Source organism: uncultured Aquimarina sp. (assembly GCF_947495315.1).
In the GTDB taxonomy this organism is placed as follows: domain Bacteria; phylum Bacteroidota; class Bacteroidia; order Flavobacteriales; family Flavobacteriaceae; genus Aquimarina.
Genome location: NZ_CANLYD010000015.1, coordinates 94065 through 119785 on the forward strand (window position 1 = coordinate 94065; position 25721 = coordinate 119785).

Annotated in this window: 23 protein-coding genes; 13 read left to right on the forward strand and 10 right to left on the reverse strand. The window is 33.2% G+C overall.

The features are described from left to right. Positions 1 to 124: 124 nt before the first annotated feature. Together Q0910_RS22000 and Q0910_RS22005 are read right to left on the reverse strand one after the other, a co-directional pair. Positions 125 to 1660 (reverse strand): glycine--tRNA ligase, encoded by a 1536-nt coding sequence (locus Q0910_RS22000; RefSeq protein WP_299221528.1) that lies wholly within the window; start codon positions 1658 to 1660, stop codon positions 125 to 127. A gap of 146 nt (positions 1661 to 1806) precedes the next feature. Beyond that, complete coding sequence (locus Q0910_RS22005; protein ID WP_299221531.1) at positions 1807 to 2688, reverse strand: hypothetical protein; 882 nt, start codon at positions 2686 to 2688, stop codon at positions 1807 to 1809. A 78-nt stretch (positions 2689 to 2766) separates the two neighbouring features. Here Q0910_RS22005 and Q0910_RS22010 point away from each other — a divergent pair, with 78 nt between their 5' ends. Together Q0910_RS22010 and Q0910_RS22015 are read left to right on the forward strand one after the other, a co-directional pair. Then, the gene (locus tag Q0910_RS22010) at positions 2767 to 3447 is read left to right on the forward strand and encodes a ComF family protein (RefSeq protein WP_299221533.1); all 681 of its coding nucleotides are present in this window, start codon (positions 2767 to 2769) and stop codon (positions 3445 to 3447) included. A 59-nt stretch (positions 3448 to 3506) separates the two neighbouring features. Further along, positions 3507 to 5120 carry an Ig-like domain-containing protein gene (locus tag Q0910_RS22015; protein ID WP_299221536.1) on the forward strand — a complete coding sequence of 538 codons (1614 nt, stop codon included), beginning with the start codon at positions 3507 to 3509 and terminating at the stop codon, positions 5118 to 5120. On the opposite strand, the gene Q0910_RS22020 is transcribed toward Q0910_RS22015, so the two are convergent. The 3 genes from Q0910_RS22020 to Q0910_RS22030 all read right to left on the reverse strand — a co-directional run bounded on the left by Q0910_RS22020 (position 5107) and on the right by Q0910_RS22030 (position 7175). Further along, positions 5107 to 5898, reverse strand: coding sequence for an amidohydrolase (locus Q0910_RS22020; protein ID WP_299221539.1), 792 nt, complete (start codon positions 5896 to 5898; stop codon positions 5107 to 5109). The genes Q0910_RS22015 and Q0910_RS22020 overlap by 14 nt on opposite strands. A 46-nt stretch (positions 5899 to 5944) precedes the next feature. Further along, on the reverse strand, positions 5945 to 6409 hold the full coding sequence (locus Q0910_RS22025; protein ID WP_299221541.1) for a hypothetical protein: 465 nt from the start codon (positions 6407 to 6409) through the stop codon (positions 5945 to 5947). Positions 6410 to 6539: 130 nt separating this feature from the next. Then, positions 6540 to 7175, reverse strand: coding sequence for a MarR family transcriptional regulator (locus tag Q0910_RS22030; RefSeq protein ID WP_299221543.1), 636 nt, complete (start codon positions 7173 to 7175; stop codon positions 6540 to 6542). 147 nt (positions 7176 to 7322) lie between these two features. Here Q0910_RS22030 and Q0910_RS22035 point away from each other — a divergent pair, with 147 nt between their 5' ends. The 9 genes from Q0910_RS22035 (at position 7323) to Q0910_RS22075 (ending at position 17992) form a co-directional block, all read left to right on the forward strand. Beyond that, the gene (locus Q0910_RS22035) at positions 7323 to 9680 is read left to right on the forward strand and encodes a TonB-dependent receptor (RefSeq protein WP_299221545.1); all 2358 of its coding nucleotides are present in this window, start codon (positions 7323 to 7325) and stop codon (positions 9678 to 9680) included. Positions 9681 to 9845: 165 nt separating this feature from the next. Continuing rightward, the gene (gene ileS / locus Q0910_RS22040) at positions 9846 to 13250 is read left to right on the forward strand and encodes an isoleucine--tRNA ligase (protein ID WP_299221547.1); all 3405 of its coding nucleotides are present in this window, start codon (positions 9846 to 9848) and stop codon (positions 13248 to 13250) included. Between the two features lie 4 nt (positions 13251 to 13254). Beyond that, positions 13255 to 13638: a TraR/DksA C4-type zinc finger protein gene (locus Q0910_RS22045; RefSeq protein WP_298319767.1), complete on the forward strand. Its 384-nt coding sequence runs from the start codon at positions 13255 to 13257 to the stop codon at positions 13636 to 13638. A gap of 127 nt (positions 13639 to 13765) precedes the next feature. Next, positions 13766 to 14299 carry an RNA polymerase sigma factor gene (locus Q0910_RS22050; RefSeq protein ID WP_299221552.1) on the forward strand — a complete coding sequence of 178 codons (534 nt, stop codon included), beginning with the start codon at positions 13766 to 13768 and terminating at the stop codon, positions 14297 to 14299. Between the two features lie 4 nt (positions 14300 to 14303). Next, positions 14304 to 15095, forward strand: coding sequence for a HEAT repeat domain-containing protein (locus Q0910_RS22055; RefSeq protein ID WP_299221555.1), 792 nt, complete (start codon positions 14304 to 14306; stop codon positions 15093 to 15095). A gap of 31 nt (positions 15096 to 15126) precedes the next feature. After that, positions 15127 to 15885, forward strand: a complete 759-nt coding sequence (locus Q0910_RS22060; RefSeq protein WP_299221558.1) for a DUF4097 family beta strand repeat-containing protein — start codon at positions 15127 to 15129, stop codon at positions 15883 to 15885. A gap of 33 nt (positions 15886 to 15918) precedes the next feature. Then, positions 15919 to 16635, forward strand: a complete 717-nt coding sequence (locus Q0910_RS22065; RefSeq protein WP_299221561.1) for a DUF4097 family beta strand repeat-containing protein — start codon at positions 15919 to 15921, stop codon at positions 16633 to 16635. Positions 16636 to 16702: 67 nt separating this feature from the next. Beyond that, a complete protein-coding gene (locus Q0910_RS22070; protein WP_299221564.1) occupies positions 16703 to 17323 on the forward strand; it encodes a hypothetical protein in 621 nt (206 codons plus the stop codon). A gap of 42 nt (positions 17324 to 17365) precedes the next feature. Beyond that, on the forward strand, positions 17366 to 17992 hold the full coding sequence (locus tag Q0910_RS22075) for a lipoprotein signal peptidase (RefSeq protein ID WP_299221567.1): 627 nt from the start codon (positions 17366 to 17368) through the stop codon (positions 17990 to 17992). Here the strand turns inward: Q0910_RS22075 and Q0910_RS22080 are convergent. From Q0910_RS22080 to Q0910_RS22100, 5 genes are all read right to left on the reverse strand, one after another. Next, entirely contained in the window at positions 17984 to 18385 is a 402-nt protein-coding gene (locus Q0910_RS22080; protein ID WP_299221570.1) for a response regulator, read from the reverse strand. The two genes, Q0910_RS22075 and Q0910_RS22080, sit on opposite strands and share 9 nt — an antisense overlap. A gap of 64 nt (positions 18386 to 18449) precedes the next feature. Next, the gene (locus Q0910_RS22085) at positions 18450 to 19016 is read right to left on the reverse strand and encodes a 5-formyltetrahydrofolate cyclo-ligase (protein WP_299221573.1); all 567 of its coding nucleotides are present in this window, start codon (positions 19014 to 19016) and stop codon (positions 18450 to 18452) included. 3 nt (positions 19017 to 19019) lie between these two features. After that, positions 19020 to 19997: a succinylglutamate desuccinylase/aspartoacylase family protein gene (locus Q0910_RS22090; protein ID WP_299221576.1), complete on the reverse strand. Its 978-nt coding sequence runs from the start codon at positions 19995 to 19997 to the stop codon at positions 19020 to 19022. A 6-nt stretch (positions 19998 to 20003) separates the two neighbouring features. Further along, a complete protein-coding gene (rimK, locus tag Q0910_RS22095; protein WP_299221579.1) occupies positions 20004 to 20876 on the reverse strand; it encodes a 30S ribosomal protein S6--L-glutamate ligase in 873 nt (290 codons plus the stop codon). Next, on the reverse strand, positions 20876 to 21304 hold the full coding sequence (locus tag Q0910_RS22100) for a RimK/LysX family protein (protein ID WP_299221581.1): 429 nt from the start codon (positions 21302 to 21304) through the stop codon (positions 20876 to 20878). The genes rimK and Q0910_RS22100 overlap by 1 nt, the downstream gene beginning before the upstream one ends. Positions 21305 to 21465: 161 nt before the next feature. Between Q0910_RS22100 and uvrC the strand changes: the two genes are divergently transcribed. Beyond that, complete coding sequence (gene uvrC, locus Q0910_RS22105; RefSeq protein WP_299221583.1) at positions 21466 to 23265, forward strand: excinuclease ABC subunit UvrC; 1800 nt, start codon at positions 21466 to 21468, stop codon at positions 23263 to 23265. Between the two features lie 7 nt (positions 23266 to 23272). Beyond that, entirely contained in the window at positions 23273 to 25558 is a 2286-nt protein-coding gene (locus Q0910_RS22110) for a patatin-like phospholipase family protein (RefSeq protein ID WP_299221585.1), read from the forward strand. The last annotated feature ends 163 nt before the right edge of the window (positions 25559 to 25721 follow it).

The following is a 25721-nucleotide window of genomic DNA, read 5'->3' on the forward strand; positions in this document are numbered from 1 at the left end:
AAATGATTTGATAATAAGTTAGTATATATTTAAACAAGTAAAAACCCATAAACCCTACTTGATTAATTTATTTTATCCACAAAAAAACCGCTTAAAAGGCGGCTTTTTCGTTATTATTAACACCTTATTTTAACCAAAATTCAGCGTCTACTTTTTCTGAGATAATGGATTTTAGTTCTGAAATCGGAACGCGTTTCTGTTCCATTGTATCTCTATCTCTTATAGTCACTGTTTGATCATTTAATGTATCATGATCTACCGTAATACATATCGGAGTTCCTGCTGCATCTTGTCTTCTGTAACGACGTCCAATGGCATCCTTCTCATCATATGCTACATTGAATTTCCATTTAAGATCTTCTACAATCTTTTCTGCAACTTCTGGTAAACCATCTTTTTTAACTAATGGAAGAATAGCTGCCTTCACTGGCGCTACCACTGCCGGTAATTTTAATACCACTCTACTAGATCCATCTTCTAGTACCTCATCCTGTAATGCGGTAGAGAATACAGCAAGGAACATTCTGTCCAATCCTACAGAAGTTTCTACCACATAAGGAACATAGCTTTCCTTCAATTCCGGGTCAAAGAATTGTAGTTTTTTACCAGAAAACTCCTCGTGTGCTTTTAAGTCAAAATCTGTTCTAGAGTGAATTCCTTCTAATTCTTTAAATCCAAACGGAAAATTAAATTCTATATCTGCTGCTGCATTGGCGTAATGTGCTAACTTATCGTGATCATGGAAACGATAATTTTCTTTTCCTAACCCTAATGATAAATGCCAGTTTAAACGCGTTTCTTTCCAGTGTTCGTACCACTTCATTTCTTCACCTGGACGCACAAAAAACTGCATTTCCATTTGTTCAAACTCACGCATTCTAAAGATAAATTGTCTTGCAACAATCTCATTCCTAAATGCTTTACCAGTCTGTGCAATCCCAAAAGGAATCTTCATTCGACCTGTTTTCTGAACATTCAAAAAATTAACAAAAATACCTTGAGCTGTTTCTGGTCTTAAAAATAAATCTGTTGCGGACTCTGCAGAAGCACCAAGTTTAGTCCCGAACATTAGATTAAACTGTCTAACATCTGTCCAGTTTTTAGATCCTGTATCGGGATCAGCAATACCTAATTCCTCAATTAAAGCCTTCACATCAGCTAGATCTTCATTTTCCAAAGATTTTGCCATACGCTTTAATACTCTCTGCTGTTCCGAAAGATATTTTACAACTCTTGGATTGGTCGTAACATATTGTTCTTCATCAAAAGAATCTCCAAAACGCTTTTTAGCCTTTACAATCTCTTTTTGAGCCTTTTGGTATTGTTTTTCAGCATAATCCTCTAACAATACATCCGCTCTATATCTTTTTTTAGAATCTTTATTATCTATAAGTGGATCACTAAAGGCATCTACGTGGCCTGAAGCTTTCCAGGTAGTTGGGTGCATAAATATTGCAGCATCGAGCCCTACAATATTTTGGTTCATATACACCATACTTTTCCACCAATATTCTCTAATGTTCTTTTTAAGCTCAGCTCCATTTTGTCCGTAATCATATACCGCACTCAATCCATCATAGATCTCACTAGAACCAAAAATATACCCATACTCCTTCGCATGAGCAATAACCTTCTTAAATTTATCTTCTTGATTTGCCATGGCGCAAAAATAACTGAATTTACAAGAATTGAAAACGAATTTATTTAATTAATGATCGGATAAAGTAATTTCTGACAAAAACACAAAAAAACCACCATATTACTAATAACATGGTGGTTCGGTATTTATGTTTTGAAAAATTATTCTTATTTCAATTCAAACTGTGTGTTAGAAATCATTCTAGGGCCTGAGAATAAGTTTACTACATAATTTCCTTTTACTAATTCTCCTTCTTCGGTATCTACCATTATACAAACATCTAGCGCATCGTTTTCATAAAACACTTTATTACGTCCACTATACGTAAGAACTGCATCATCAAAGTTTATCGAAACTTTATCTCCTATAAGATTATTTTCAGGATTAATAACCTGCGCAAACAACTCCTTATCTCCTTTTTCAGTCAATTTATTAGGTGATAGTGTAAAACATACCCTCACTTTTTCGGCTCTGCTTGATCTAGAAGTAGTGGTTACTTTACCATTATTACGAACACGTACTCCTTCTGCCCTAGTATCTGACGCTGTTAAAGCAGATCCTCTTTCTACAATTTCTGCCAATTTACTATTCTGTGATGCCAAAGAATCAGAGAATACAATTCTTTCTGATAAAGCTGTATTAGTGCTATCTAGATCAGTAGCCAACTGAGCATTAGCTGTCGTTAAACTATCTGCAAGTTTAAACAATCTTTCACGCTCTTTTTTCAGTTTACTTACTTCTCTTCTATATCGCGCAATCAATGCTACATTAGCATCATAGTCTTTTAAACTATCTAATAAAACAACAACACGCTGCTTTTCTTTTAATAAATGATCATCCATTACTTCATTAAGAGCAATAGCATTGTCATATTTTGTTATTAATTCTCCTAATTCACTTTCAATTAAATCCTTTTCTTGTTGCAAAATTGCTTTTTCTCTCTTTTCTTCGTTGTAAAACTTATACGTGAAGATCCCCAGAATTAATAAAAGAGCTCCCAGAACACCAATTAGTATCTTAAGGGTCAAGTTATTGTTTTGAGTTGTCATAATAAATTTCTAATTTTTGATGGTTACGTTAAATAGTAAATTTAGTTAAATATAATAATTAATGTTAATTCACCTAATATGTTAAGCGACTTAGCTTATTTATTCTATCCTATATATTGTGCTGCTTGTGACAATCCTTTATATAAAAACGAAAGGATCCTGTGTACTTCTTGTAGACACAAGCTCCCATTAGGTAATTTTCATAAGGTAAACGCTAAAAAGATCGAAAAAGTATTTTATGGGCGAGCCAAAATAGAAAATGCTACCTCATTATTGGTGTTTGAAAAGGATAGTTTAGTACAAAATCTGATACACAATCTTAAGTATAGAGGTAGAGAAGAAATAGGTAAAGAACTTGGTATTTGGCTAGGTCAAGAACTGAATCAATCAACTGATTATCAATGTGTTGATTCCGTAATTCCAGTACCTCTCCATCCTAGAAGATTGAGGGAAAGAGGTTTCAACCAAGTAGAGAAATTTGGGAGGGAAATTGCTAAAAAACTAGATGCAGAATATATTGATATTGTTTTGAAAAAAAATTCCTACAACAAAAAACAATCAAAAAATAGTCGTTTAACTCGCTGGATAAACACTTCTGAAACATTTGGAATACAAAATGAGTCCTTATTGATAAACAAACATATTTTGATTGTTGATGATATTGTTACAACGGGTGCTACCATAGAAGCTTGTATTCAAGTTCTTAAATCGATCCCAGGTATCAAAATAAGCGTTGCGACCATGGCTATCACTATATAGATTTTTTGTTTGTTATAAATAGTCGTTTCTTTGTGTCTTTAAAAAATTGTAACGGAGCTATGTATAAAAGATCCTATACGTTATTGTTAACTGCTTTTTATTTAATCTTGATTGTTAGTTGTGCTAAAAAAGGTACTATAACAGGAGGCGAAAAGGATGAAATTCCTCCCAAATTTGTGAAGGCCACTCCTCCTAATTTTTCGACAAATTTTGACAAGAATGAAATTCGGATTTATTTTGATGAATACGTAAAGCTGAAGGATCCCCAAAAACAAATCATTGTATCTCCTCCTATGGATCCCAAACCAGAGATAACACCTTTAGGAGGCGCTAGCAAATATCTGAAAATTAAATTTTTGGATACTTTATTAGAAAACACCACCTACAGTATCAATTTTGGTCAAAGCATCGAAGATAATAATGAAGGAAACGCTAATCCATTTTTTAAATATGTTTTCTCTACTGGAGACTCATTAGATTCGCTTAGAATACAAGGCACTGTTGGAGATGCTTTAGAGAAAAAAGCAGATCCTTTTATAACAGTTGCATTATATGAAATTGATAAAAACTACTCTGACTCCTTAGTTTTTAATGAAGTCCCCAGATATATAACAAGTACTTTAGACAGTATTAATTTTGACTTAGATAATCTAAAAGAAGGAAAATACAAGTTAATTGCTCTAAAAGATGTTGCTACAAACTATACCTACCAACCAAAACAAGATAAAATTGGTTTTTATGAAGAGATTGTGACACTTCCTGCGGATACAGCAAAAGCCTTTAACATAGATCTATTTAAAGAAATTCTAGATTTTAAAGCATTAAAACCAAAACAAGTATCAAAAAATTCTTTTGTTTTTGGATATAACGGTGTAGCCGATTCTATGAAGATCAACATAGTAAGTAAAACTCCAGAAAATTTTGAAACTAGAATTCTTCCGGATAAAACAAAAGATACTTTACACTATTGGTTTAGACCTTTTTTCGAGGCAGATTCGTTGATTTTTGAAGTAACCAACAGTAAAAATTTCCGAGATACTCTAGTTGCTAGATTTAAAGATCAATACAAAGACTCCATAAAACTTACGAGCAATATAAAAAGAAGTTTGGCTTTTAATCAAGATTTTACACTGTTCTCCAACACTCCTATAGAAACCATTGATGAAAAATTAATCTCATTAACAGATAAGGATACTTTAGACGTGCCATTTTCAGTGAAATTGGACAAAATTAAAAATGAAGCAATATTTACTTTCGAAAGAACAGAAAGTAATACCTATACCATGCAATTGTTACCAGAAGCTGTTACCGATTTTGTAGGCAATGTAAATGACAGTATTAATGTTAATTTCAGAACTACAAAATTAGCAGATTATGGTACGATCTTTTTTACACTCCAAAATGTAAAAGAATATCCAGTTCTGATTCAGGCAACTGATGAAAAAGGACTATTTATTGACGAAAAAGTAGTAAATAAAGAAGAGACAACCATTTTTGATAATTTAGATCCCGGAAAATATAATCTAAGGGTGATTTTTGATACTAATAAAAATGGAAAGTGGGATACTGGAGATTTTCTAAAAGGAATTCAGGCAGAAAAAGTAGTTTATTACCCTAAACCCATAGAAGTGAGGGCCAATTGGGAATTAAAACAAACCTTTATTTTGGAGTAATCCGAAAGTTATCCGCATCATCCAGAAAAGGTAATTTTTTACGAGTATTTTCGATATGGGATTTGTTCAGAGTTGCACATAATATCGCCTCTCTTTCAATTGGATTTTCTTCTAAAACAGAATTTCCCAGCACATCATAAACAGCAGAATGACCATTATACTCATACCCTTTTCCATCAAGACCTACTCGATTGACACCAATGCAATACGACATATTCTCAATAGCTCTTGCTTTTAGAAGTGTATCCCAGGCATTCACTCGTGGTTTTGGCCAACTGGCTACATAAAGTAATACATCATATCCAGATGTATTTCTTGCCCAAACGGGAAATCTAAGATCATAACAAATTTGTGGTTTAATTTTCCAGCCTTTATAAAGTATAATTACTTCTTCATCACCAGCTGTAAATACTTCTTCTTCTTTTGCTAATGTAAATAATTGATGCTTGTCATATTTTTGGATAGTACCATCAGGTCTTACAAAAAGAAAGCGGTTAAAATACCCTTCAGCGTCTTTTATGATAATACTTCCCGCAATAGCGCAATCTTTTTCTTTAGCCAAATTTCTTAACCAGCGTATCGTTTCACCATCCATAGTCTCAGCAACTTCAACAGCGTTCATCGTAAACCCGGTATTGAACATCTCTGGTAAAATAATCAAATCTGTCTCCCTATTTACGGATCTGATTTTTTGTTCAAAAACCGTCCTGTTCTGGATTGGATTTTCCCAAGCTAAATGAGATTGGATTAAGACAATGTTTAAGGTAGTAGTATTCATAAGTTAAAAATAATGAAATCCTAGGTTCTAAAAAGAACACAACGAACTATTCCTCTTCGTCAGCAATAACAATATTCTCGAAATGAGCTGTTTTCTTTTTAGAGGAAATAGTGATGTTATCTATTTGAGATTTTTCAATTTTATCAATATCCTGTTCTTCAATAACAAAATCTATTTGAGTTACACTTCTATTAGAAACATTAGAAAAGTCTGACTCTATTTCTTGCATATCCGAAACTAGATTTAATTCGAAATTTCTGCCTTTAATTAAAAGGTTTGCTCCTTTCCAGGTTTTAATATGAAAACTCCCTAAAATAATTGTTTTTACGTAGTAATAACCTGCTAACTCAATAACATCCATGTAGATTTCATTCAATGGAGAAGAAGCAAATCGAGTACCTTCAACTTTAATAATAATATCCTCAGTATAGGTATCCACATGTAATTTTTCCATAGCTCTTACATTACCAAGAGCCGCTTGCACTTTTAGGATAGAATGTTTTAAACTCATAATTAAGGTTTAGATCCCAAAAATAACTTTTCATTTGGAATCATAAGCATAGTCATTTAGATTTTACAAGTTTAATTTATTATGACATTTGAGTTAAACCAAAATTTTTAAAGATTAGATTTATCTTACTTTATCTAGAATACTTTTCAATTATCACTTCTAAATCCTTTTCTTCTTCTAAATAGATTGGCAGATGAAAATCATCCAATTTTTTAAGAGTATTCAATAATAATAACTGCTCGCTCTGTGTTAGACAACCACTTACCATTTTTGCGGCTTTACTTGCTTCGCCGTATGCCATAATTACATTTTCTTCTCCCTTTTTTGTCAAGCGTAAAAGTTTACTTCTCTTATCATCGGGATTTGGAAATTGTTCTATGATTTCATTTTTTAAAAGTCTCTTAATAACTTCCATTCCAGAAGATTTATCATAGACCATTTTTCTTATTAAATCTGTTTTACCTATCTCTCCTGATCGATGAAGAATAGCAGTAAAAGCAAAATCCATATCAGTAGTAAATGGTAAATCAACTAATGCCGATTTAATGTATGTATTAGAATATCTACTTAATCTACCAATGTGTGCAGCTATTTCAGCTTCTCGACTATGATCTGTAATAGTATAATCTTCTGTAGCACTAGTTTGGTCCATACGCTTAGAAAGCCAGTTTACAAATGATTTTAGATCCATATCCTTGCTTTTTCGCTCATGCACAAACTCTCCTACTAGGTCTACCAACTGCTTAATTAATTCGTAAATCTTCATTAAAACTATTTTTTAACACTAAATTATACAAAATTACTATTATATAATACATAATTGTTTAATATTTGCAATAAAAAATTAAACAAAAAATTCGTGATTACTACATTATTCATATTAAAACTCTAAAACCACTAAAAAACTATTGCTATGAATATCAAAAGTACTGCTTTAATATTTTCTTTACTATTTGTCTGTAATATACAGGCTCAAGTATATGGGGAACTTTCTGGTAATGTTACTGATCAGACAGGTCAACCTGTTTTAGGCGCTTCTATCCTAATTGAAGGCACAGAAAAAGGTGCACAAACAGATTTTGATGGAAATTATCGTATAGAAAACATTATCCCAGGATCTTATAACCTGACCGCCAGTTATATTGGGTTTCAAACACAGACAAAATTTAATATCATTGTTAAATCAAAAGGAACTCCCACGTATAATTTTGTTCTAAAAGAATCTGCGGAAGCCTTAGAGGAAGTTGTGATTAGTAACCTAAATAGAATTAGTAGGCCTAAAGAAACACCGCTTTCTATTCAAACACTCTCTGCGGTAGAAATTGCTACGTATCCAGGAAGCAATAATGACGTAGTGCAAGTTGCTCAAACACTTCCTGGTGTTTCTCCTTCCATTGGTGGTTTTCGTAATGATTTGATAATTCGTGGTGGTGCTCCAAATGAAACTGTTTACTATCTAGACGGAATGGAAGTGCCTAATATTAATCATTTTAGCACACAAGGTAGCGCAGGAGGCCCTGTAGGACTTATCAATGTATCCTTTATAGACAATGTTACTTTATCGACTTCAGCTTTTGGTACACAATATGATAATCCGCTTTCTGGAGTATTACAATTTAGTCAACGCAAAGGAAATAACAAGGATTTTGGTGGTAATTTTAGAATAAGTGCTAGTGAAGCAGCGCTAACATTAGAGGGACCTCTTTTTAAAGGAAAGAATAATGAAGAATCAAAAACTACATTTTTAGTATCTGCAAGACGAAGTTATCTTCAATTTTTATTCGAAGTGATTGGACTTCCTTTTAGACCTAACTACTGGGATTATCAATATAAAATAAATCACAAAATCAACGCTTATAATGATATCAGCCTTATAGGTTTAGGATCAATTGATGACTTCTCTGTAGAATCACCTGAAGATTTTGATGCTGAACAGCAAGCCCAACTAGAGCAAGCTCCATTTATCCAACAACGTACGAATGCTATTGGATTATCCTGGAAAAATAGATTTAAAGATGGTTCTGGTTTTATGGAAACTACTATAAGTAACAACACCTTAATGAATGAATTCACTAGATATGAAGATCCTGAAAATGAGACCGGAGTAATTTTTAGTAACGATGCTACCGAATCAGAAACTAAACTTAGATATCAATTAACAAAGTTTTTTGGTGATTGGAAATTGACTACAGGTTTTAATGTGCAATACTCTGATTACAATAATGAAACAATAAATCTAACAGATAATAATATTTTTAATACAGAAATTGACTTCTTCAAATATGGTCTATTTGCGAATATGACTAAGTCATTTTTTAACGATAAATTAGATCTATCTTTTGGTTTTAGAATGGATGACGATAGTTTTACAGAGGAGGATAATTTACTCTCAACATTCTCTCCTCGATTCTCTTTGTCATATAAATTTAAGGAAAACTGGAGGCTAAATGGTTCTTTAGGAAGATATTATAAACTACCTCCATATACCATTTTAGGCTTTAGAAATAATGACAATACACTTGTAAACCAAGATGTGACATATACAGTAAGTGATCATTATGTTTTAGGACTGCAACATGATTTTAGCCCTTCATCCAGTATTTCTTTAGAAGGGTTTTACAAGCGTTATGATGATTATCCAGTTTCTATTTTAGACGGAGTGTCACTGGCTAACAAAGGAGCCGATTTTGAAATATTAGGAAGCGAAGATGTTGCTACAGTTGGAAAAGGAAGAAGCTATGGAGCAGAACTTCAATTTCAGCAAAAGCTTTCTAATAATTTCTATGGAATTTTTGCCTATACCTTGTTCTACAGTGAATTTACTGGTTTTGACAGAGATGTATATCTTCCATCAGTATGGGATAGTCGTCATCTGGTTTCATTTACTGGAGGATATAAACTAAAGGGAAATTGGGAAATAAGTGCCAGATATCGTTTTGCTGGAGAAACACCTTTTGTACCCACGGATGAGGACGCTACCCTTTCTAATTATCCAGAAGTTATATTGGATTATGATCGTTTGGGCGAAGAAAAGTTAAACATTTTTAGTCAGCTTGATTTACGAATTGACAAAAAATGGAATTTTAAAAATTTATCACTAGATGTGTTTATAGAAGCACAAAATATATTAGGCCAGCAAACTCCACAACCTACTCAGTTTGGGCTTACTCGAGATACAAACGGAGCAATTATAGAGCCTAGAAGTTTAACAGCAATAGAAACAGAAGCCAGTCAAATTATACCTAGTATTGGGATTGTTATAGATTTTTAAAAGACCAAAAAAAATCATAAATATATCTTGCTTTTTTAGTAAATAGTAAAGGTCGTGTTAAAAAACAATACACCTATATAAATTATTTCATATCGCAGGGTCATTTCGCCCTTCTTTTTTCCAGAAAATCCTTATTTTCGCACACTTAATAGAAAGAACGATCAAATGAGCACGAAGTTTCCTGAGTATAAAGGACTTGACTTGCCAAAAGTGGCAGATGATATACTAGAATTCTGGCAACAGAATAATATTTTCGAGAAGAGTATTTCTGAGCGAGAAGATGCGACTCCTTTTGTCTTTTTTGAAGGACCACCATCTGCAAATGGATTACCAGGAATTCACCACGTAATGGCTCGCGCGATTAAAGATATTTTCTGTCGTTATAAAACCCAAAAAGGATATCAGGTTAAACGTAAAGCTGGTTGGGATACACACGGACTTCCTGTAGAATTGGGTGTCGAGAAAGAATTAGGCATCACTAAAGAAGATATTGGTAAAAAAATTACTGTAGAAGAATATAACGAAGCTTGTAAAAAAGCAGTGATGCGTTATACAGATATCTGGAATGACCTTACCGAAAAAATCGGATATTGGGTAGATATGGAAGATCCATATATCACCTATAAGTCCAAGTATATGGAAACCGTATGGTGGTTACTTGCTGAAATCTATAAGAAAGGATTATTATACAAAGGATATACGATACAACCCTATTCTCCAAAAGCTGGAACTGGATTAAGTTCACATGAATTAAATCAGCCTGGAACCTATCAGGATGTCACGGATACAACTGTTGTAGCTCAGTTTAAAACCAAAAAAGAAACACTTCCTTCATTCTTAACAGATGTGGCTGGTGATATTTATTTCTTAGCCTGGACTACTACTCCATGGACATTACCCTCTAATACTGCATTAACCGTTGGACCAAAGATTGATTATGTAGTTGTAAAAACTTTCAATCAATACACTTTTGAACCGATTAATGTGATTCTGGCTAAAAATCTAGTTGGAAAACAGTTTGGTGGAAAATTTGTCCTAGCAGAAAGCGAAGAAGATTTAAATGCTTTTAAAGAAGGTGATAAAAAAATTCCTTATTTCTTACTAAAAGAATTTAAAGGAGCTGATCTTGTAGAGATACGTTACGAACAACTACTAGACTATGCTACACCTTACAACAATCCGGAGAATGCGTTTAGAGTAATCTCTGGTGATTTTGTAACTACAGAAGATGGTACTGGTATTGTACATACTGCTCCTACTTTTGGTGCAGATGATGCTATGGTGGCTAAACAAGCCACACCAGAAGTTCCTCCATTACTTGTAAAAGACGATAATGACAACCTTGTTCCATTAGTTGATCTACAAGGTAAATTCACCAAACATGTTGGTGAATTTGGTGGTAAGTATGTAAAAAATGAATATTACAATGATGGTGAAGCTCCAGAGAAATCTGTAGATGTAGAGATTGCTATCAAGTTAAAAATAGAAAACAAAGCCTTTAAGGTTGAGAAGTATGTTCACAGTTATCCTAACTGCTGGCGTACAGACAAACCTGTTTTGTATTACCCATTAGATTCCTGGTTTATAAAAGTAACCGATTTTAAGGATCGCATGCACGAATTGAACTTAGGCATCAACTGGAAACCAAAAGCAACAGGAGAAGGACGTTTTGGAAATTGGCTAGCGAATGCCAATGATTGGAACTTATCTAGATCACGTTTCTGGGGAATTCCTTTACCGATCTGGCGAACAGAAGACGGTAAAGAAGAAATAATGATCGGTTCTGTAGAAGAACTAAAGGCTGAAATGCAAAAAGCTGTAGATGCTGGTATTCTGGAAGCCGATATTTTTGCAGATTTTGTTATTGGAGATATGAGTGAGGAAAACTATGACAAGATAGATCTTCATAAAAATGTAGTAGATAAGATTACGCTAGTTTCCCCTTCTGGAAAACCAATGAAACGCGAAAGCGATTTGATCGATGTATGGTTTGATTCTGGATCCATGCCATATGCACAATGGCATTATCCTTTTGAAAATAAGGAGAAGGTAGAATCTGGTGAGAGAAAAGCAGATTTTATAGCAGAAGGTGTGGATCAAACTCGTGGATGGTTCTATACACTGCACGCCATCGGAACAATGATTTTTGATGACGTTGCCTATAAAAATGTAGTATCTAATGGTTTGGTACTAGATAAGAATGGTCAGAAAATGTCCAAGAGATTAGGTAATGCTGTAGATCCTTTTGAGACCTTAAAAGCATATGGTCCAGATGCCACCAGATGGTATATGATTAGTAATGCCAATCCTTGGGACAATCTAAAATTTGATTCGGAAGGAATTGCAGAAGTGCGTCGTAAGTTTTTCGGTACTTTATATAATACGTATTCGTTCTTTACACTGTATGCCAATATTGATAATTTCACCTATGCAGAAGCTGATATTCCATTAGCAGAACGTCCGGAGATCGATCGATGGATTTTAAGTGAGTTGCATACGTTAATTAAAAGCGTAGACGAATATTACAATGAATATGAGCCCACAAAAGCTACCAGAGCTATTTCTGATTTTGTTCAGGAAAACTTAAGTAACTGGTTTGTCCGTTTGAGTAGAAGAAGATATTGGAAAGGTGATTACCAAAAAGATAAAATATCTGCATATCAGACTTTATATACATGCATGCTTACAATAGCAAAACTTGGAGCACCGGTAGCACCATTTTTTATGGATCGTTTGTATAAGGATCTTATCTCTAATTCGGGTCAAAAAACTTTTGAAAGTGTTCATCTTGCGCATTTCCCGGAATATGATAGTTCATTTGTAGATAAAGCTTTGGAGCACAAAATGCAAAAGGCACAATCTGTATGTTCTTTGGTTCTTTCTTTACGTCAAAAAGAAAAGATCAAAGTACGTCAACCATTACAGAGAATAATGATTCCTGTATTAAACGAAGCAGACAAAGCTGAGATAAATGACATTGCCGATTTAATAAAAAGTGAAGTAAATGTTAAAGAAATAGAGCTGATTGACGATGCTTCAGGGATATTGGTGAAGCAAATAAAACCAAATTTCAAAAATTTAGGCCCTCGTTTTGGGAAAGATATGAAATTGATTGCCAGAGAGATACAGTCTTTTGATCAAGAAGCAATCAAAATTCTTGAACAAACTGGAAGTTTTGATATAGAAATTAATAATAAAATTATTACTTTAGGAACCGATGATGTAGAAATCAGTTCTCAGGATATTGAGGGTTGGTTAGTTGCAAATTCAGGAACTCTAACAGTAGCATTGGACATAACCATAACTCCAGTGCTCAAAAAAGAAGGGATTGCCAGAGAGCTTGTAAACAGAATCCAAAATATCCGAAAGGACAGTGGATTAGAGGTGACTGATCGAATAGAAATTGTAATAAAGGAAAACAAATCGATACAAGAAGCCGTTGCAACTAATGAAGCATACATCAAGAATGAAACCTTAACCGAGACAATTGAATTTGCAACAGATGTAATAAATGGTACAGAAATTGCGTTTGACGACATTGCAACCCAATTGGTAATTAAAAAACAATAAGAGTATGGCAGCAGATGTAAAAGTAAGGTATAGTGATGCCGATTTAGCGATGTTCAAGGAAATTATCGTTGAAAAAATGGAAAAAGCGCAGAAGGATTTAGAATTACTTCAGAGCGCTTACAAAAATGATGGTAACAATGGTACGGATGATACTTCACCAACATTTAAAGCTTTTGAAGAAGGAAGCGAAACAATGTCTAAAGAAGCAAATACACAATTAGCAATTAGACAAGAGAAATTTGTACGTGATCTAAAAAATGCATTGTTACGAATAGAAAATAAAACATATGGCATTTGCCGTGTGACAGGAAAACTTATTAATCCAGAGCGATTAAAGCTTGTTCCGCACGCAACACTTAGTATTGAGGCTAAGAACATGCAAAGCTAACAAACCACAAAATATTGTAAATTTAAAGTGCTTTCCAGATTGGGAAGCACTTTTTTTTATTCCTAAATGTAACCTTTTTAAAAAACTCAGGTATTACTAATAGAGACTAACCATAAAGAGTGACATCTTGAAAAATTTAACCGATGAAGAATTAATGATTCTGGTATCTAATGGAAATTTAGATATGATGAGTATCCTTTTTGACCGATACCATATCAGAATATTTAATTTTTTACTAAAAATGACGAGAGATAGGGATATCAGTCAGGATATTACTCAGGAAGCTTTCTATAAAGCCATAAAATATAGAACCTCCTATAAAAAAGGTAAGTTTTCGTCCTGGATCTATACCATCGCTAGAAATATCTTTTCTGACTATTATCAAAGTCAGAAAAACAAAGATCAACCTTTAGATGAAATTGAATATAAAACAGAACGAGAAGAAGCTAATGGTATAGAGAAAAGTGAAATTAAAGAGCAACTAAATAGAGCTTTAGGACAATTAAATCAAAGTGATAGAGAATTAGTGATCATGAACAGATACCAAGGTATCAAATACCAAGAGATTGCAGAGATAACTGGATCAACTGCAGGAGCAGTGAAAACCAAAGTACATAGAGCAATTCATAAATTAAAAGATCACTACCTACAAAACATATAACGCAATGAACTGTAATCAAATAGAAGAACAACTTATAGATTATCTAGATAATAATTTAGATCAGAAAGAGCATCGTGTTATTGCAACTCATCTTACAACTTGTAATAGTTGTCAAGAATCATTACAAGAACTCCAACTAGTTTTTGGTGGAATTGATAATGATCCGGTGGAATTACCAGATGCGAGTATGAAAGTGAATTTTGAGGAAATGCTTCAAAAGGAAAAAGAAATATTAAGTGATTCCAAAATAGTTTCACTTCGTAAAAACTCTAAAAATTCCTGGAAAACAGTATTACAAATAGCCGCTACCGTTGCCTTAATTGTTTCAGCATATTTCTATGGAAAACAAGAAAACAATGAGTCCTTTTCTCAGGAAATGGCAGTATTAGAAAAAGAAAAAGTACAATTAAAGCAAGAAGTAACTATTTCTCTTATTGAAAATAAATCCGCAAGTAAACGTCTACAAGCCGTGAACTATGCAGAAGAATTTGAAAAACCCGGAAATGAGATACTAAAAGCCTTAATTAATAAAATGTTTTATGATGACCATATCAATGTGCGACTAGCTGCAGCAGAAGCACTTACTAAGTTTTCGGACTCAGAAATGGTACGTAAAGCATTAATAGATGCTCTGGAAATGGAACAAGATCCAGGCATGCAAATTGAATTAATTCAAATATTAGTTTCTATACAGGAAAAACGCGCAGTTCCTTCTATGGAAAAGTTACTTCAGAATGAAGAAACACCTAGTTATGTAAAAGATCAAGTAACTATTGGTCTTCCAAGTTTAATTTAAAATTTCAATCAAAAATCAAAAATCAGAACAGATGAAAAACATAGCAATCGCAATAGTACTTTTTATAACTATTGGACACATACAAGGACAAGAAGATTACACCCAATCCTTACAAGGCGTTAAAAACGTAGTAATTGGTTCCGAATCTGGAGTAAAACTGAAAGCACATGATAAAAATGAATTGTTGATTATAGGCAATGGTCGCAAGATGCCCGAAAAAGCGCGAGGCTTAAAAGCAGTATATGCAGGTGGAAGTGATAATACAGGTTTTGGCGTGTACGTGCAGAAAGAAGGAGGAACATTGATCGTTAGAAATCTAAAAAATATGCATAGTAAAATATTAGAAGTATTTCTTCCTAAAAGCATCAATATTAAAGTTGAAAGAAGCAACCTTGGAAAATTAGTCGCAGAAGGATTTTCTTCAGAAATTGAAGCCACCACCAATGTAGGTAATATGACATTTAGAGATGTTACAGGTCCTATTGTCGCTAAAACAGCGACAGGAGAGATTAACATTGTCTTTAACAAGGTAAGTCAGAGTTCACCAATTTCTTTGGTCTCAGCAACAGGAGCTATTGATGTCAGCCTTCCATCAGGTACTCCGGCAAACCTGGAAATGAAAACGGCGATGGGTGAAATCTTTACAGATTTTGATATAAAGTTTCCCGTTCCAGAAAGTGGCTTAAAAGTAGTAGGAGGCAAAAGGACTATAAAAACCGAATTAAATAACGGCGGAGTAGAAATCAGCCTAAGATCATCAACAGGTAATATTTACCTGAGAAAACAATAAAGAGGTCATATATTAATCAAAAACAATCAACTCATGAAAATTTTAGTAAACCTAATCGCGTTCTGCTGTATAGCATTTCAGCTAAATGCACAAAAAGTAATCGAAAAAGAAATCACTACTTCTGCTAATCGAATTAAGGTAGAGTTCAAATTTGCCGAAGATATTGTCATCAAAACCTGGGACAAGAGTGATGTCTATCTTAAAGCCGAAGTAAGTATCAATGATGGAGAATTTGACGATTATTTTGATCTAAAAATAGATAACGCTGATTCTGTTTTGGATATAGAATCTAGTTATGGAGATTTATTCGACAAATGGAAAAAAGAGAAAGGATCTTCTAACCGCAAAAATAATTGGGGACCATGTAACAATATGGATATAGATGCTAACTATACGATATATCTTCCTAAAAATGCAAAACTACGAGTAAAAAGCATATCTGGTAACGTAGCTTCAGAAAACTACCAGGGAGAACTAGAAATAGATATTATTAGCGGAAACATTGATATTAAAAAATATGGTGGAGAATTAACCCTAAAGACCATTAGTGGTGATATCGATATTAATATTGCACAATCAAAGTTATTAGCAGAAACTGTTACTGGCTTGATCTATTCTGACAAAGAAATGGAATTTGATCAAGGAAAAAATAGAATGGTTGGCAGCAAAGTAACAGGAAGCTTCGGTAATGTTAAGAGTAACTTACATCTTAAGACAGTTAGCGGAGATATCTTTTTGAGAAAACGTTAATCACATCACCAAAACACAATTATTTAGTGTTTTATAGAAATCAGAAAAAAAGCTACCTTAGAGCAATATGAGGCAGCTTTTTTTCTTTTTAATCTTTCTTCAGCTATCTATATCGGTACAATCACAATCTATTTTTAACAAAAGTATTGACGCTACTGATCTTTCAGAAGTTTTTATATTTCTTGATGACACATTTCAGATAGAAATAACTAATACTTCAGAAAACAAAATCATAATTAGTGCTATTTCTGAAGGGGAATACCAAAATAATATATTGATAAATGTTACGCGAAAAGAAAACTCGCTCACAATTATTGATGATATCCAGCCTTTTTCGGAAAGCCATAATGACAAACTAAGCGCACATAAAGTAATTGTATTGAAAGTAAAAATACAAATACCACAAAATCTCAGAGTAACAGTACAATCCAGGCTTGCTTCTCTACAATTAAATGCCAAAATAAAATCATTGTTCGTGGAGCTTAACTCCGGTGATTGTCTGCTACATAATTTTATTGGTAATACAACGATTAATACGCTAGGAGGAGACATTACTGTCTATACTAAAAATGCAACGATTAATGCTACGACAAAATCTGGAATTATTTCTATAGAGAAAATTTTCGGACAACATCAGATCGAATTAAAATCCATAACAGGAAATATTAGTGTTTACAAAACAAAATAAAACACTATTTTTGTCCGTCACTGTATGAAATAAGAGAAATTTATGTCCTTGAAGAAGTCTATTTTAGTTATAATCTTAGTTCTGCTAATAGATCAGATTTCCAAAATATATATCAAAACCAGCTTCACTCTTCACGAAGAAGTACCAGTTTTTAGTTGGTTCCGAATTGTATTTGTAGAAAACAAAGGAATGGCTTGGGGATTTGAACTTCCTGGAAATTACGGAAAACTCGTACTTACATTATTCAGATTGGTTGCAATTACTGGTATTGGTTATTGGCTATATGATTCTATAAAAAAGAATAGCTCTAGAATCCTAACATTTTGTATTGCTTTAATTTTTGCAGGAGCTTTTGGAAATATCTTAGATTCTATTTTTTATGGCATCTTTTTTAGCGCAAGCACTGATGTTCAAATAGCAGAATTTTTACCTGAAAGTGGTGGGTATGAAAGTGTATTTTACGGCAAGGTCGTGGATATGATCCAATTTACTTTTTATGATGATATTTTACCAGAGTGGATTCCGTTCTGGGGTGGCAAACATTTCTCCTTCTTTGATCCTGTATTTAACATTGCAGATTCTGCAATTAGTATTGGTGTATTCTTACTCTTAATTTTTAACAAAAGAGCTTTTCCTAAGAAAGAAGAAATAGTAGAAGTTTTAGACTAGAATCTTTTCAAAATCATCGAGATGAATCGGTTTGGTAAGATAATCAGATACCACCTTGATAGACTTTGCTCTATCAATATCTCTAGTATCGATAGAGGAACTTACCACATATAGATCTATTTTTTTGCTAATTTTATCCTTGATTTTTGTGAATTCTTCTAGAAATTCCCAACCATCCATAATGGGCATATTGAGATCAAGAAATATTACTTGAGGAACACTATTTTCTTCTGCTTCTTGTATTGATTTAATAAAAAAATCTAATGCTTCTTTACCATTGTTAAATACAATAACCTTCTCCGATAATTTTTTTAGTTCTATAATTTTACTAACTAAATTAACGTACATGTTGTCATCATCAATGATGCAAACACTCTTCGTATTATGGGGCATAATGGGGGTAAAATTAAAATCTTAAGACGGTATAACTATTCTTAATAATAAAAATTGTCTACAATTAGTTAAAAGTATATACATTTAACGGTGTTACGCAATAATCAAGACGAATATCAGTTGGCAAAACTTCTTTAATCTCTTTTTCTGGAGAAAAAAAAGAAAGTCCAATTTTAAGAGTATCCGGATTACACTTAGCCAAAAACTTATCATAAAAACCTTTGCCATAACCTATACGGTTTCCTTTACTGTCAAAAGCCAATAGTGGAACAAAAACTACTTCGATTTTAGCTTCAGGAATCGGAATACCATCAGTAGGTTCCGGAATACCCCAAGAATTTACCTTAAGCATAGTGCTATCGGTTAATAATATATGCTCTAAGGTATTATTTTCAAAATTACTTTTGGACACTACTACATTTTTATCCTTCCCTTGAAGAATATGGAGTATAAATTCTGTATTAATCTCTTTTTGGTTTTGGATCGATAAAAAAATGTGATAAAAAGATTGCTCCCAGATTGACATCTTCAGTAAATTATTTGCAATATCCATGCTTACATCATCAATCTCTTCTTCACTAAGTTTGGATCGCATTTCTTTATACTTATTCCTTAGTTCTTTTTTATTCATCTTTTATGATCCTAGTTGTGTAGTAATTCTAAAAATAGCATCCCCTTTATACACAATCGGAGCCTCATTCACATTAATGATATATCCCGTATTTGTCGCTTTTACCACATGCCTCATTTTACCGTAGGGATCTGTAATTGTTGCAAGCATCTCACCCTTTTCTACGTGTTTGCCAACTGGAACTTTGATATGTAATAGTCCACTGTATTTGGCTCGCATCCAGGAGCTTTTTTTAATGACAATACTACTTTCTGTTTTATTTGGTATGGTAAACTCTGGTTTCAGCATTTCCATATGATTTAATATCCTCATGGTTCCCAGCACACCTTCTACAGCAATATCTCTATTACTATTCTGAGATTTTCCACCTTCAAATAACAAAATATCTACTTCTTTTTTGGCACAAGCAGCACGGAAGGATCCATCTAATTTTTTAGACAAGAGGATAAATGATGTATCAAATACTTTGGCCAAAGCCACAAGTTTTTCATTCTCAGGATCAACTCTAATATGCGGTGCATTAAACCTACTTGCTCCACCGGTATGAAAATCCAAGCAAAAATCTGCTACTGGTAAGATCTCAGTAACAAATTGATGCGCAAATCGACTAGCCAATGAACCATTCTTAGTTCCAGGGAATACCCTGTTTAGATCTCGTCCATCAGGGAAAAAACGGTTCATACTCAAGAATCCGAACACATTGAGCACAGGAATACAGATAATTGTTCCTTTAGCAGGTTTATTAATTTTTTTTGAAATAATCTGGCGAACCACTTCTACTCCATTGATTTCATCTCCGTGAATTCCAGCAGTAATCAATATTGTAGGTCCTGGCTTTTTGGACCGTTCAATAATAATAGGAATTTCTACCTTTGTAGAAGTATATAATTTAGCAATATTAAAATTGATTGTTTTACTAGTCCCAAGTGGAATTTCTTCTCCAAGAATACTTAGCAAATCTTTCTCTTTTTCTCTTATCATATAATTTTATACACTTCTTTCAATATATCGAATAATAGTCTTTGCTATATCTTTTCCTGTTGCTGTTTGAATTCCTTCTAAACCGGGAGATGAATTCACTTCTAGTATCAGCGGCCCTCTTTCACTTTGTAACATATCCACTCCTGCTACTCCTAATTTTAGAGACTTTGCAGCCTTTATCGCTGCATTTTCCTCCTCCTCAGATAACTCAATAATCTGCGCACTACCTCCTCTATGTAAATTCGACCGAAACTCACCTTCTTTACCCTGTCTTTTCATAGCTCCAACAACCTGACCGTCCACAACCAACGCCCTAATATCAGCCCCCTTGGCTTCTTTTACATATTCCTGAACAATTACTCTGGCCTGTAATCCGTTAAAAGCCTCTAACACAGATTCTGCAGCAGTCTTTGTCTCGGCTAAAACAACACCTAATCCTTGTGTCCCTTCTAGTAATTTTATGATAAGTGGAGCTCCATCAACATGTGAAATCACTTCAGAAACATCCTTTGAATAATTAGTAAATACTGTTTTTGGCAATCCTAATCCTGCTTTAGATAAAATCTGGAGGCTTCTTAACTTATCTCTAGAATTTACAAGTGCCTGAGATTGTATAGTAGTAAAAACATTCATCATCTCAAACTGTCTTACCACCGCTGTTCCATAAAATGTAATCGAGGATCCAATTCTGGGAATTACAGCATCCACATGATCAAGTTTTTTCCCTTTGTAGTAAATTTCTGGTTTTTTCTTTTCAATAATAATATCGCAGTTTAATGGATCTATTACTTGCACATTATGGTTACGTTTTACTGCTGCTTGTACTAATGCGTTTGTAGAATATAAACTCGCGCTGCGAGATAGTATTTTTATGTTCATTAGGATTTCAAATTATACGACTGATCTTCTAGCTGAGGGTCTACCAAAAATTTTCCGCTTAGAAACTTACGACCAATCAATACAGGAAAACGCATATCATCACGAGAAGATAATGTGAGTGTTATAGGGTGAGTTTGATTAAATAAAGTAATTGTAGTTCTAATAGCATATCTAACTTCTACTTTACCATTGCTACTTTTAACCGCGGTAATATCATAGTTTTTAAAAGTAAACTTTTTACCATTATATTCAAGATGAGTGGGGTCAAGAAATCGACATTCCAAAATCTGACCTACCTCTTTTATTTCTTTACAATGTATTGAAGAAGTATATGCTCCCGTATCTACTTTTGCATCAATACCCTGTAAATCCAAAAGCGGGAAATCCACCTTGTCTGTTCTACCAATTATTTTTTTTTGATCTTTCAAAAAAATATCTTTAAAAATATAACTACTAAAGTAATAAAAAACCAGATGCATTCTATACTATAATACTTTTTAATAGTTAAATTCATTTTCTGTTTTTAACATAATATTCATGTCAAGTGTATTTAATAATTCCCGTAAAGCACTAAATTTACACTTAGATTATGCAGAAACCCTCATTAGATATACAACTTAAAATATTACCAACAGGTCCTGGAGTCTATCAGTATTATGATAAAGACGATAAGCTCCTTTATGTAGGTAAAGCCAAAAACCTTAAAAAAAGAGTTACTTCTTATTTCACAAAAAGTCATGACAATTATAAAACCAAAGTACTGGTTAAAAAAATCAGTACTATAAAACATATTGTTGTAGAAACTGAAACAGATGCTTTACTGTTAGAAAATAATCTTATAAAGAAGCATCAGCCTCGTTTTAACGTAATGCTTAAGGATGATAAAACGTATCCTTGGATTTGTATAAAAAAAGAACGTTTCCCAAGGGTTTTTCCTACCCGTAATCTTATAAAAGATGGTTCAGAATATTTTGGACCTTATACCAATTTCAAAACGGTAAATACACTCCTGGATCTTATTAAGGGTTTATACCAATTAAGAACATGTAATTATGATTTATCACAACAAAAAATAGAAAGTAGAAAGTACAAGGTGTGTCTTGAGTATCATTTGGGTAATTGTAAAGGTGGATGTGAAGGGTATCAAGAAGAGGAAGAATACCGTCAAAACATAGAAGCAATTCGTCAAATAGTGAAAGGTAATTTTAAAGATTCTCTTAATAGATTTCGAAAGCAAATGGCAGCTCATGCGGAAAAAATGGAGTTTGAGGATGCACAACGAATAAAAGAAAAAATTGAAGTTCTCGAGAAATACCAGGCTAAATCTACTGTTGTTAACCCTAAAATTAGTAATGTAGATGTTTTCTCAATAATTTCGGACGAATCTTATGGCTATGTAAATTTTCTTCAGCTTTCTTATGGCGCCATTATACGATCACATACCACAGAAATTAAAAAGAAACTAGAAGAAACAGATAAGGAATTATTAGAGCTAGCAATCATAGAATTACGACAACGATTCGGTTCAAGATCCAAAGAAATATTTGTTCCGATTAGGGTGGATGTTGGTGAAGACCTAAAAATTACAATTCCACAGCTAGGAGATAAAAAGAAAATCGTAGACTTATCGTTACGAAATGCAAAGTACTTCCGTCAGGAACGATTTAAGCAAATTAAAATTATTGATCCTGATAGACATGTAAAGAGGTTAATGGCTCAGATGAAAAAAGACCTAAGGTTACCAGAAGAACCAATACATATAGAGTGTTTTGACAACTCTAACATACAAGGTACGAATCCAGTAGCAGCTTGCGTGGTCTTTAAAAATGGTAAACCAAGTAAAAAAGAATATAGAAAATTCAACATTAAAACTGTAGAAGGGGCAAACGATTTTGCTTCTATGGAAGAAGTTGTATACCGCAGATATAAACGATTATTAGATGAAGAACAACCATTACCTCAATTGGTAATTGTAGATGGAGGAAAAGGTCAGCTTTCTTCTGGATTAAAAGCTTTAGAAGATCTAAATCTACGTGGAAAAATAACTATAATAGGAATTGCTAAAAGACTGGAGGAAATCTACTATCCTGGAGATTCAATACCCTTATATTTAGATAAAAAATCAGAATCACTAAAAATAATACAGCATCTTAGAAACGAAGCACATCGTTTTGGTATTACCTTTCATAGACAAAAAAGAAGTAAGGCCGCACTAGACACAGAACTGGATACAATTCCTGGAATAGGTGAAAAAACAGTAGTAGAATTATTGAAACATTTTAGGTCTGTAAAAAGAATTAGTGAAGCAACCAAAAAGGAACTTACTGAAGTAGTTGGAGATTCGCGCGCAACCAAAGTGTATAATTACTATCTTTCTAAAAAAGAATAAATTTCTTATGCAATCTACCTCAAATAAAGTTCTATATATACTGTTAATAGTGGTAGTATTTTTTGCATCCAAAACCGTATTCTCTCAAGATAAAGATATCCTTGAAATTCATGATAACCCAGAAGATCAAGATGTGAAAGTTGGGCTGGTTTTAAGTGGTGGTGGAGCCAAAGGGTTGGCACATATTGGTGCTCTAAAAATTATTGAAGAAGCTGGAATTAGAATAGACTACATAGGCGGAACAAGTATGGGAGCAATTATTGGTTCACTGTATGCATCAGGATATACTGCTAAAGAGCTAGATTCTATTTTTAGAGCTGTAGATTTTAATGTACTCATACAGGATGATTTACCAAGAAAAGCTAAAACTTTTTATGAACGTGAAGACTCTGAAAAATATGCGCTTACACTTCCTTTTGATGATTTCAAAATAGGGCTTCCACAAGGGTTATCAAAAGGACAGAATTTTTTTAACGAATTTGCACGATTAACCTCTCACGTTCACGAAGTTAATGATTTTAGCAAGCTTCCTATTCCTTTCTTCTGCATGTCTACCAATATAGCTACTGGAGAACAAATTCTGTTAGATAAAGGATATTTACCTGAAGCTGTCTCTGCAAGTGGCGCATTGCCTTCTATTTTTAGTCCAATCGAATTAGATGGTATTCTAATGACGGATGGAGGTGTTGCTAACAATTATCCAATAGAGGAAATCCGTAAAAAAGGAGCAGAAATCGTAATCGGAATTGATGTGCAAGACAGTTTGATGCCAAGAGATCAATTAAATTCTGTAACCAACATCATGTTACAAATAAGTAATTTCAGGACGATTAAAGCTATGAAAACTAAAATGCCTGAAACTGATGTTTATATAAAACCATCTATTTCGGAATTTTCATTAATATCTTTTGATCAGGTCGATAAAATTATTGCCAATGGAGAAAAAGCGGCATTCGCTAATTATGAAAAATTAAGAGCAATAAAAAGACGCCAAAAAATCTCAGAATCATCTGTTAAAATTCCTAAAGACTCTGATACACTTCTTATCAATAGCTTAGTTATTTCTGGAAATCAGAGGTATACAAGATCCTATATCAAGGGAAAATTAAAATTAAAATTAAAAAACCCAAAAACCACCACCTATAAAAAGCTATATGAAGGAATTAATAACCTATCTGCTACTGGTAATTTTGATAGGGTAAGTCATCGATTAATAGATAAAGAATCTGGAAAAGAGCTGGTTCTTAACGTTAAAGAATCAGAAAATACTATGTTATTGCGCTTAGCACTTCATTATGATGATTTATACAAAACCGCTGCATTGGTAAATTTTACCAAAAAAAGTTTACTCTTCAATAACGATGTGCTTTCATTCGATGTAGCATTAGGAGACAATATCAGATATAATTTAGACTATTATATAGACAAAGGTTTTTACTGGAGTATTGGTTTAAAAAATAGTCTCAATCGTTTCAATAGAAATGTGGAATATGACCTGGTGAGAGAAGATTTTAGTTTACCTGATATAGAAGTCAATAAGATTAATCTGGATTATTTAGATTTTAAAACTCAGTTCTATTTAGAAACCCTATTGAATCAGACTTTTTCTCTTGGTCTTGGAGCAGAATACAGAAGATTCCGGCTTATTTCTGAAACTATTGGAGAAGATGAAGATCAATTACCTAGAGTTGTTTTTGATAATAGTAATTACTGGAGTGCTTTTTCTTATTTAAAATTTGACAGCTACAATAATAAGTATTTTCCATCTTCAGGGTTTTTCTTTGATGGAAATGTTAATTATTATTTATTTGACGATAACCCAAACAGTGAAAACAGCAATTTTGTTATTGCAAAGGCTGATTTTGGATACGCTTTTAAGGTTTTTGATAAAACTTCAGTTAATCTAGGGGTAAGTGCCGGTAACAGATGGGAGGAACAGAATGTAAGAAGTCTTAATTTTTTTGTTGGTGGTTTTGGTGCAAAAATGATCAATAACAACATCCCCTTTTACGGCTACGATTTTTTAAGTATTGTAGGAGATAGTTTTACAAAAGCAGCTATTACTTTAGATTATGAAATATTTCCAAAAAATCATATCAATCTAGCGGCTAACTATGCCAATGTCGGCAATAGATTATTTGAAAATGGTGGATGGCTGGAATCTCCAGAATATTCTGGATATGCTCTGGGATATGGCTTAGAAACCTTTGCCGGACCGATACAAGTAAAATATTCATATTCCCCAGAACAAAAGGAAGGAGAATGGTTTTTTAGCGTTGGTTTTTGGTTTTAAAAAGTTTTACTATCAAAAAGATCGAAATATTTCCGATATTTGTATTATTATGAGCTTGTATTGGCAGGATTTATTATTGCTACTACACTACCTTATCAAGCGAAATCCGGAATAAGGTAGGGGTTTACTATTGCATTACTTTTTTTCAAACCTAAATAGTTAA